General features: G+C 60.9%; 8 protein-coding genes and 1 riboswitch. Of the genes, 3 read left to right on the top strand and 5 right to left on the bottom strand.

Annotation, left to right across the window (positions count from 1 at the left end):
- Positions 1 to 37: 37 nt before the first annotated feature.
- The 4 genes from ACB035_RS17210 to ACB035_RS17225 all read right to left on the bottom strand — a co-directional run bounded on the left by ACB035_RS17210 (position 38) and on the right by ACB035_RS17225 (position 2,965).
- A complete protein-coding gene (locus ACB035_RS17210; protein ID WP_371167784.1) occupies positions 38 to 1,162 on the bottom strand; it encodes a 5-(carboxyamino)imidazole ribonucleotide synthase in 1,125 nt (374 codons plus the stop codon).
- Entirely contained in the window at positions 1,159 to 1,668 is a 510-nt protein-coding gene (gene purE, locus ACB035_RS17215; RefSeq protein WP_064334981.1) for a 5-(carboxyamino)imidazole ribonucleotide mutase, read from the bottom strand. Before purE ends, ACB035_RS17210 begins: the two co-directional genes overlap by 4 nt.
- 63 nt (positions 1,669 to 1,731) lie before the next feature.
- Entirely contained in the window at positions 1,732 to 2,034 is a 303-nt protein-coding gene (locus tag ACB035_RS17220) for a P-II family nitrogen regulator (protein ID WP_005321666.1), read from the bottom strand.
- A gap of 4 nt (positions 2,035 to 2,038) precedes the next feature.
- Positions 2,039 to 2,965 (bottom strand): sodium-dependent bicarbonate transport family permease, encoded by a 927-nt coding sequence (locus ACB035_RS17225; protein ID WP_064334980.1) that lies wholly within the window; start codon positions 2,963 to 2,965, stop codon positions 2,039 to 2,041.
- Positions 2,966 to 3,074: 109 nt separating this feature from the next.
- Between ACB035_RS17225 and ACB035_RS17230 the strand changes: the two genes are divergently transcribed.
- The 3 genes from ACB035_RS17230 to murI all read left to right on the top strand — a co-directional run bounded on the left by ACB035_RS17230 (position 3,075) and on the right by murI (position 7,020).
- Positions 3,075 to 3,977, top strand: coding sequence for a LysR family transcriptional regulator (locus ACB035_RS17230; protein ID WP_371167785.1), 903 nt, complete (start codon positions 3,075 to 3,077; stop codon positions 3,975 to 3,977).
- A gap of 35 nt (positions 3,978 to 4,012) precedes the next feature.
- Positions 4,013 to 4,191: riboswitch (cobalamin riboswitch) on the top strand.
- Positions 4,192 to 4,242: 51 nt separating this feature from the next.
- A complete protein-coding gene (locus ACB035_RS17235) occupies positions 4,243 to 6,108 on the top strand; it encodes a TonB-dependent receptor domain-containing protein (RefSeq protein WP_371167786.1) in 1,866 nt (621 codons plus the stop codon).
- 108 nt (positions 6,109 to 6,216) lie between these two features.
- The gene (gene murI / locus ACB035_RS17240) at positions 6,217 to 7,020 is read left to right on the top strand and encodes a glutamate racemase (RefSeq protein WP_371167787.1); all 804 of its coding nucleotides are present in this window, start codon (positions 6,217 to 6,219) and stop codon (positions 7,018 to 7,020) included.
- A 7-nt stretch (positions 7,021 to 7,027) separates the two neighbouring features.
- Here murI and ACB035_RS17245 read toward each other — a convergent pair whose 3' ends face one another.
- The gene (locus tag ACB035_RS17245) at positions 7,028 to 7,519 is read right to left on the bottom strand and encodes an RNA-binding protein (protein WP_033138874.1); all 492 of its coding nucleotides are present in this window, start codon (positions 7,517 to 7,519) and stop codon (positions 7,028 to 7,030) included.
- Positions 7,520 to 7,977 lie beyond the last annotated feature (458 nt).

Consider the following 7,977-nt stretch of genomic DNA (forward strand, 5'->3'; position numbering starts at 1 on the left):
CGGGCCATGCCCGGGTCTTTGCATTTCCGATGCTCGATCAGCGTGGCGCCAGTCCCAGCAGCTGGCGGGCCTGACGGCAGCTCTCTTCCACCGTTGACCACTCGTCACCGGTCACCGTGATATGGCCCATCTTGCGGCCGGGGCGGGGTTCGCCCTTGCCATAGAGGTGCAGATGCAGGCCGGGCAGCGCCAGCAGGGCGGCCCAGTCTGGCGTGCCGTTCTGCCAGAGATCCCCCAGCAGGTTGATTAACAGGGCGGGGCGCACGGCGATCTGCTCCGGCAGCGGCAGATCGCACAGGGCCCGCACCTGCAACTCGAACTGGCTGCATGCGGTGTTGTCGAGGCTGGGGTGACCCGAGTTGTGGGGGCGGGGTGCCAGCTCATTGACCAGCAATCTGCCTTCCACCAGAAAGAACTCCACCGTCAGCACCCCCACGTAATCGAGGGCTGCGATAAGCCGCTCGGCGATCCCTTTGGCTTCGCTCTCGAGCGCCGGCACATTGGCAGGGGAGCGGGTCTGATCGAGAATGCCGCTGCTGTGCCAGTTCTGCACCAGCGGCAGGGCGCTGATGGTGTCGCTCGGACTGCGGGCCAGAGTCAGGGCAAACTCCCCCTCCAGCGCCAACCGTTTTTCCAGCACGCAGGGCACACCACTGGCTGCCAGCGCCGTCGCCAGCTCATCCAGATTGTTCACTTGCCACTGCCCCTTGCCGTCGTACCCTTCGCGGGCTGTCTTGAGGATGGCGGGGAAGAGTTCGCTGGCCTGTGCGGGGATGGGCTCTTCCGGCAGTAGCGCCAGAGAGGGGGCAACCGGGATGTTGGCCCTGCGCAGAAAGGCTTTCTCCTCGCTGCGATCCTGACAGATGCGCACCGCGCTGGCGGCCGGGCGTACCGGTTTTTGTTTTTCGAGCAGCGCGAGGGTGGCGGCGGGCACGTTCTCGAACTCGCAGCTGATGGCCTCGCAGCGGTTAGCCAGCTCATGCAGGGCGGTCTGGTCATCATAGGAAGCGACAATATGGTGATCGGCGGCGGCACCGGCGATGCTGGCGGGATCGGGATCCAGCACCACCACCTTGTAGCCGAGGCGGTGGGCGGCCATCACAAAGTAGCGGCCAAGCTGACCGCCGCCGAGCATGCCGAGGGTGGCGGGGGGCAGGATCATGTCGGCTCCTCCAGTTGCAGTGCCAGCACTCGATCTTGCTCGTGGGTGCGGAAGTCGTCGAGCTGCTGCCGGTAGCGTGGGGCGTCGTCGTCTTGTGCAACGGAGAGCAGAGAGACCGCAAACAGGGCGGCGTTGGCAGCCCCCGCTTCGCCGATGGCGAAGGTGGCGACTGGCACCCCTTTGGGCATCTGCACGATGGAGAGTAGCGAGTCCATTCCCTTGAGATGGCGTGATGGGATGGGCACCCCCAGCACCGGAAGAGTGGTCTTGGCGGCGACCATGCCCGGCAGATGGGCAGCGCCACCGGCCCCGGCGATGATGGCGCGCAGTCCGCGCTCGCGGGCAGTGGCGGCATACTCGAACAGCAGATCCGGGGTGCGATGGGCCGAGACTACCTGCGCCTCGTAGGGCACGCCGTGCTCCTTGAGGATGCGGGCGGCGGCCTGCAGCACGGGCCAGTCGGAGTCGGAGCCCATTACCAGGCCGATCAGGGGAGGGGTGTTCATGTGTATTGGTTCCTTGCTGTCAAACGTTTGCTTTTGGTAAACAAAAAGAGCCGGCAAGCCGGCTCAGAATTTCTCGGGTCGCACGATTTCGACCGGTTGCAGAAAGGCGATCATGGCGTAATCGGGGTAGTAGCGACTCTGCAGGTGGGCCAGCAGCCGCTCCGCCTGCTCCCGGCTGCAGATCGCCTCCAGCCGGATGTTGCCGCTCTCGCTCCAGCTGGCATTGCGTTCGCCATGATCCCCCCTGCCGCGGGCATCTGTGATGGTGTAGCCGCGCAGCCCCTCGCGGGTGAGGGTGCGCAGCAGGGTCGGCTCCAGATTGGCTTCCGTGATGACTGTCAGCAGGGTGCGGGTCTCGGTCTGCATGTGGCTACTCCGTGAAGTGGCGGGCCCAGCTGTGGTAGAGCGGGATCCCCAGCATGATGTTGAACGGGAAGGTGACCCCCAGCACGGCGCTGAGGGAGAGCCCCGGGTTGGCCTGGGGTAGGGCGATGCGCAGGGTGGCCGGCACGGCAATATAGGAGGCGCTGGCCGCCAGGGTGGCCAGCAGAGTGAGGCCGCCGAGGGAGAGCCCCATCAGCTGGCCAGCAGCCAATCCCAGTCCCGCTGAAGCGAGCGGCATCAACAGGGCGAAGCCGAGCAGGAAGAAGCCATGCTTGCGTAAGTCCTGACTCTGGCGGGCGACGATGAGGCCCATCTCCAGCAGGAACAGCGCCAGCGCCCCCTTGAACAGGTCGACAAACAGCGGTTTGAGTGGGGCAATTCCGTCCGGCCCGGCCAGATAGCCGATGGCCATGCCGCCCAGCAGCAGGGTGACCCCTTTGCCGAGGAAGGTCTCGTGGGCCAGCATGCGCCAGCGAGTCTCGCGACTGATGCCGCGGGCCAGCACTATGCCCACCAGAATGGCCGGGATCTCCATCACCGCGAGGAAGATCGAGAGTTGGGATTCAAAGCTGATGCCCCGCTCGGTGAGCCAGTTCACCCCGACCGCAAAGGTGGCGACGCTGACCGAACCATAGTGGGCGGCGGTGGCGGCGGCATCCACCCGGTTCATCTTGAGGCGCAGCACGGCAAAGCCGAGCAGGGTCTGCACCACGCCGAGCAGGATCACCAACGCCAGTTGTGGCAGCAGAGGTTGCAGGGATTGTTGGGCCAGACCGACGCCGCCCTTGAGGCCGATGGCCAGCAGCAGAAAGAGAGAGAGGGTGTCGTAGAGGGCAGGAGGCAGTTTGAGCTCGGAGCGCACCAGACCGGCCAGCAGACCAAACAGAAAGAAGAGTACAACAACGTCCAGCATGATGGTTCGCAGGGCAGTTCAGATAATGGTTGCATGCTAGAGCCCGCAATGTTTCGATAAAATCAGATTCTCGCTGATGGTTGTTCGGTAAAAATTGATAGGGAACGGCATGCTCAACTACAAACAGCTCTACTACTTCTGGCATGTGGCACGCAGCGGCAGCGTGACGCAGGCCGCCGAACAGCTGCATCTCACGCCGCAGACCATCAGCGGTCAGGTGGCAGAGCTGGAGCAGTCCCTCGGGGTGGCGCTGTTCAACCGGGTGGGGCGGCGTCTGGTGCTGACTGCTGCGGGTCGGCAGGCGCAGGAGCAGGCGGGGGCCATTTTCTCGCTCGGTGCCGAGCTGGAGCATACCCTGCGCCACGCCAGTCAGGAGCTGACTATGCAGGTGGGGATCGCCGATTCGGTACCCCGCACCTTGGCGTTCGAGCTGCTGGCCCCCGCCATGGCGCTGGCGACTCCGTTGCGGCTGGTGTGTCACGAGGAGCGGGCCGAGCAGCTGTTCAGCGAGCTGGCCCGCCACAAGCTCGACATGGTGCTGATCGATCGCCCGCTTCCTCCCGACAGCGGCGTGCGTGGCTATAACCACGAGCTGGGGCGCAGCCCGCTGGCGCTGTTTGCCAGCCCGGAGCTGGCGGCGCGGGCGCGGGATGGCTTTCCCGCCTCGCTGGAGGGGTTGCCGTTGCTGATCCCCGGAGAGAAGTCGGCTACCCACGATCGGCTGTTGGCCTGGTATCGCCAGCAGGGTATTCATCCCCATCTGGTGGGGCAGTTTGATGACTCCACCCTTATGAAGTCGTTCGGCAAGGCGGGGATGGGGATCTTCCCGGCGCCGCTGGCGATGGCTGACGAGATTGGTCGCCTCTACGGAGTGGAGCGGATTGCGACTCTGAGCGATGTTACCCTCTCTTATTATCTGGTCTCGGCAGGGCGCCATCTCTCTCATCCCGGGGTGCAGGCGGTGATGGAGGGGGCTCAACAGCGGCTGGCGGCGCTGGCGGGTAACAAATAGAAATCTGGATGGCTATACATCCAGCTTGGCTCTGCCTATAATCCTCCCGCTTTGGCGCATCATGCTTAATAGGGAATCCGGTGAGAATCCGGAGCTGGCGCGCAGCGGTAAGGGGGAACGAAGCGACATCAGGGCACTGCCGTCAGGCGGGAAGCCGTCGCCGTAGGCTATCAGCCCCCGAGCCCGAAGACCTGCCAGAGTTCGTATTTCGGGCCGAGAGAAACCGGCCACGAAGTAGATACTTACGCGAACTTAAGGATCTCTCATGTCGAAGAAATTTCTGGCGGCTGCCCTGTTGCCGACGGCGGCGTTTGCCCAGCAGCTGACCATTCCCGTCAATCCCACCATGGTGGTGACCGCTACCCGTGTCGCCCAACCTGCCTCCAGCGTGCTTGCCCCGGTCAATGTGGTGACCCGGGACGAGATCGATCGCCTGCAAGCCCAGACCGTGACCGATGTGGTCAAGACCCTGCCCGGTGTGGAAGTGGTCAGCAATGGTGGCCGAGGCCAGCTCAGCTCGCTGCGGGTGCGTGGTGGCACCTCTTCCCAGACGCTGGTGCTGGTGGATGGGGTACGCAGTGCCTCCCTGACCGCCGGGATGACCGAACTGAACAATCTGCCACTCAATCAGGTCGAGCGGATCGAGTATATCCGCGGCCCGCGCGCCACCATCTACGGCTCCGACGCCATCGGTGGGGTGATCAACATCATTACCCGTCCCGACAAGGGGACAAATCAGCACAAGTTCAATATCGGTGCTGGTTCCCATCAACAGCGTCAGGCCGCTTTCAGTAGTGCCAGCCAGGTAGGTGAGGCGGGTCAGCTCAAGGTGGCTGGCGGTTTTGATGATGAAGAGGGTTACAACGTACACCCCTTGCCCGGCATCAACGATGGTGACCGTCACGGGCATCAGGGCTACAACGCCATGCTGGACTACCAGCAGGCGCTCGGCAGCAATTGGGATCTGTTCGGTACAACCCGCTGGTTCCGCAATGTCGCCCAGTACGACCGCTCTTCTGCGGCTTCCGCCTGGGGGCCTGCCACCCATCAGCGCAACGAGACCTGGACTGAAAACCAGAGCTATCAGCTGGGGTCGCGCTATCACGATGATCGCTATCTGAGTGAGTTGCGTGGCGCCTTCTCCAAACAGGATGCGTATGACTATCAGGACAACAGTGGCCGCGATCAGGCCAATAACCGGACCTACACCCGCCAGTACAGCCTGAACTGGGTCAACAGCTTGAAATTGAACGAGAGCTGGACGCTGGGAGGCGGGGCCGATTGGCAGAGTGATCGACTGGATGATCGCTCCCGCTCCTCCGGCGCCACATATCCGGCCGACGCCAAAGAGCGGGACAATACCGGCCTCTATGCCCTTGCCCAGTTCGACAACCAGACCTGGCAGGCCGAGCTGAGCGGCCGCAGTGATGACAACGAGCAGTTTGGTCGTCACAACACCTGGCAAACCGGCGCAGGCTGGCGTTTTGTCGAGGATTACCGCCTGAGCGCCCGCTATGGCACCGGTTTCCGCGCCCCCTCCTTTAATGACCTCTACTATCCGGGCTCTGGCAATCCCAACCTGAAGCCGGAAGAGTCGAAGAGCAGCGAGCTGATGCTGGATGGTCAAACTGCGGGTGTCGAGTGGCGGGCCACCGGTTATCGCAATGATTTCGAGCAGATGATCCAGTGGGCACCCAACAGTCAGGGGATGTGGACACCACAAAACGTTGGCAAGGCGCGCATTGAAGGGATCGAGCTGGAAGGGGAGTTTGATACCGGCTGGTTGAGTCATCGGGTCTCTGCCGAATACAAGGATCCCAAAGACAAGGTGACTGACAAGCAGTTGCAGCTGATCTCCCGCAAAGGGGCCAAGTGGGTGACTCAGGCGCAGTGGCAGCAGTTTGATGGTTCATTGAGCTGGATCTATCAGGGTGAGCGCTATGGCGATGTAGCCAACACCACAACACTTGGTGGCTACAGCGTGTGGAATCTGGCCGTTGGCTACAAGGTAACTCCGGCGCTCAAGGTATCTGGCAAGATCAACAACCTGCTGGACAAGGAGTATCAGACTGCGGTGGGTTATCCTGCCGATGAGCGTGCTTACTACGTGACGATGGATTACTCACTCTAAGCCGGACCCGGCCAAGCGGAAAAATCAGGGGCCCTGCCATTGGCAGGGCCTTTTCTATTGGCGGCAGGCGGGAGTATGATCGCCGCCTTGCACCAAAGGGGAGCTCAAGTGGCCAATATTCTCGTGTTTGATTCCGGTATGGGTGGCCTGACCATCTACCGCGAGATCCGCCGCGTCCTGCCGGCACACAACTATTTCTACTGCTTCGATAATGCCAACTTCCCCTATGGTGAATTGAGCGAGCCCGCCCTGATTGTTGCCTGCACCCGCTTGGTGACCACCATGGTGGCCCGTCATCATATCGATCTGGTGGTGATAGCCTGCAACACGGCCAGCACCATAGCGCTGCCGGCCCTGCGCGAGGCACTGGATATTCCCGTGGTGGGGGTGGTGCCAGCCATCAAGCCCGCAGCTGCGCAGACTCGCAACGGTTGTATCGGTCTGCTGGCTACGCCAGGCACCGTTAGCCGCGACTATACCCACGAGCTGATCGCCCAGTTTGCCCCTGGCAAGCGGGTGCTGCTCAAGGGCACCACCGAGCTGGTCATAGAAGCCGAACACAAGCTGGCGGGCCTGCCGGTCAATATGGCGTTGCTGCGCGAGGTATTGGCCGACTGGCTGGAGGGGGAAGAGCAACCGGATACGCTGGTGCTCGGTTGCACTCACTTCCCGCTACTTAATGAAGAGATTGGGCAACTGATGCCGCAATGTCAGCTTATTGACTCGGGCAGTGCCGTTGCCAAACGGGTGGCCTGGTTGCTGAGCAATGGCGGGCACGCCGCCGTGCAGCCTGTACATATAGAAGAGGTGATTGCCAGGGCTTACTGTACCCGGCTGGATGGGGAGGCCCAAAAACTGACAGCCCCCTTGCAAGCATGGGGGCTGTCATCACTGGAAGAGGTGAGGTACTGACGAGCGGTTAGACGTCAGCTTCGCTACCTTCCCTTTCCTCTTTATCACGTTTGTCATTCGCTTCACGTACCTTGAGGGTGCGCTGCTGGTACTCTTTATCATTCAAAGCGGCAATCGCCTTGGCGGCATCGGCGGCGGGCATCTCCACGAAACCGAAACCTCTGCGCTTGCCGGTTGCCTTGTCCTTCATCAACCGTACGGAAATGACCTGGCCCTGTTCGGCAAACAATTCGCGCACTGCAATCTCATTGGCGCGATAGGGCAGGTTGCCTACATATAAGGTGCAAGTCTCCTGATTGGCGATCGACTCGGCGACATTAGCCGGGGTTCGCTTCAGGAACAGCGGTACCACGAAACCGCCAATGGCCAGACCTGCTGCAAAAATCACTTCCGCTTTCAAAGAGAACTGCAGGGCCTGGGCAACCAGGTAGCCAACCACTGCCAATACCAGAGCAAGGATTGCGGCCTGCATATATACGGGAAACTTGGATAAATTCATCTTAAAAGACCTTTTGTAAATGAAAGCAAAAAAGGTGCAACACTATATTCACCTCCATGGTAACCAGCTTTCCTGATTGGCGCTACCATGGACCACTCGGGAGAGGTTATCGGCTCCAGTATGGCATTCCCAAGGTCACTGAAGGCGACATAAATGACGCTAAAATGGGAGTGAAATAACCGGATTGTGGATAACATTGTATATATACACTGAATAAGCTGTTTCTAATTGAATAATTTGAAATTTTCGTGATTTTCTTCAAAAAAAGTCTTGTCATCGCAGCGCCGCTCCCTATAATGCGCCCCTACCAGCACGGCGGAACACGCCGAACTGATGAGCCAGCTTCGTAGCGAAGTGGGCGCCGAAAGAAAAGCGAAAACAATCGCTTGACTTTCGAAGTGAGAAGCGTAATATGCGCCTCCTCAACGCGACAAGCGTGACGCTCTTTAACAATTTGA

Source organism: Aeromonas sp. S12(2024) (genome assembly GCF_041402305.1).
Classification (GTDB): Bacteria; Pseudomonadota; Gammaproteobacteria; order Enterobacterales; family Aeromonadaceae; genus Aeromonas; species Aeromonas veronii.

Excerpts from the sequence above, each read along its gene's own strand:
- ACB035_RS17225 (WP_064334980.1), bottom strand. The coding sequence starts at position 2,965 with ATGCTGGACGTTGTTGTACTCTTCTTTCTGTTTGGTCTGCTGGCCGGT.
- purE (WP_064334981.1), bottom strand. The coding sequence starts at position 1,668 with ATGAACACCCCTCCCCTGATCGGCCTGGTAATGGGCTCCGACTCCGAC.
- ACB035_RS17245 (WP_033138874.1), bottom strand. The coding sequence starts at position 7,519 with ATGAATTTATCCAAGTTTCCCGTATATATGCAGGCCGCAATCCTTGCT.
- ACB035_RS17210 (WP_371167784.1), bottom strand. The coding sequence starts at position 1,162 with ATGATCCTGCCCCCCGCCACCCTCGGCATGCTCGGCGGCGGTCAGCTT.
- ACB035_RS17220 (WP_005321666.1), bottom strand. The coding sequence starts at position 2,034 with ATGCAGACCGAGACCCGCACCCTGCTGACAGTCATCACGGAAGCCAAT.
- ACB035_RS17235 (WP_371167786.1), top strand. The coding sequence starts at position 4,243 with ATGTCGAAGAAATTTCTGGCGGCTGCCCTGTTGCCGACGGCGGCGTTT.
- ACB035_RS17230 (WP_371167785.1), top strand. The coding sequence starts at position 3,075 with ATGCTCAACTACAAACAGCTCTACTACTTCTGGCATGTGGCACGCAGC.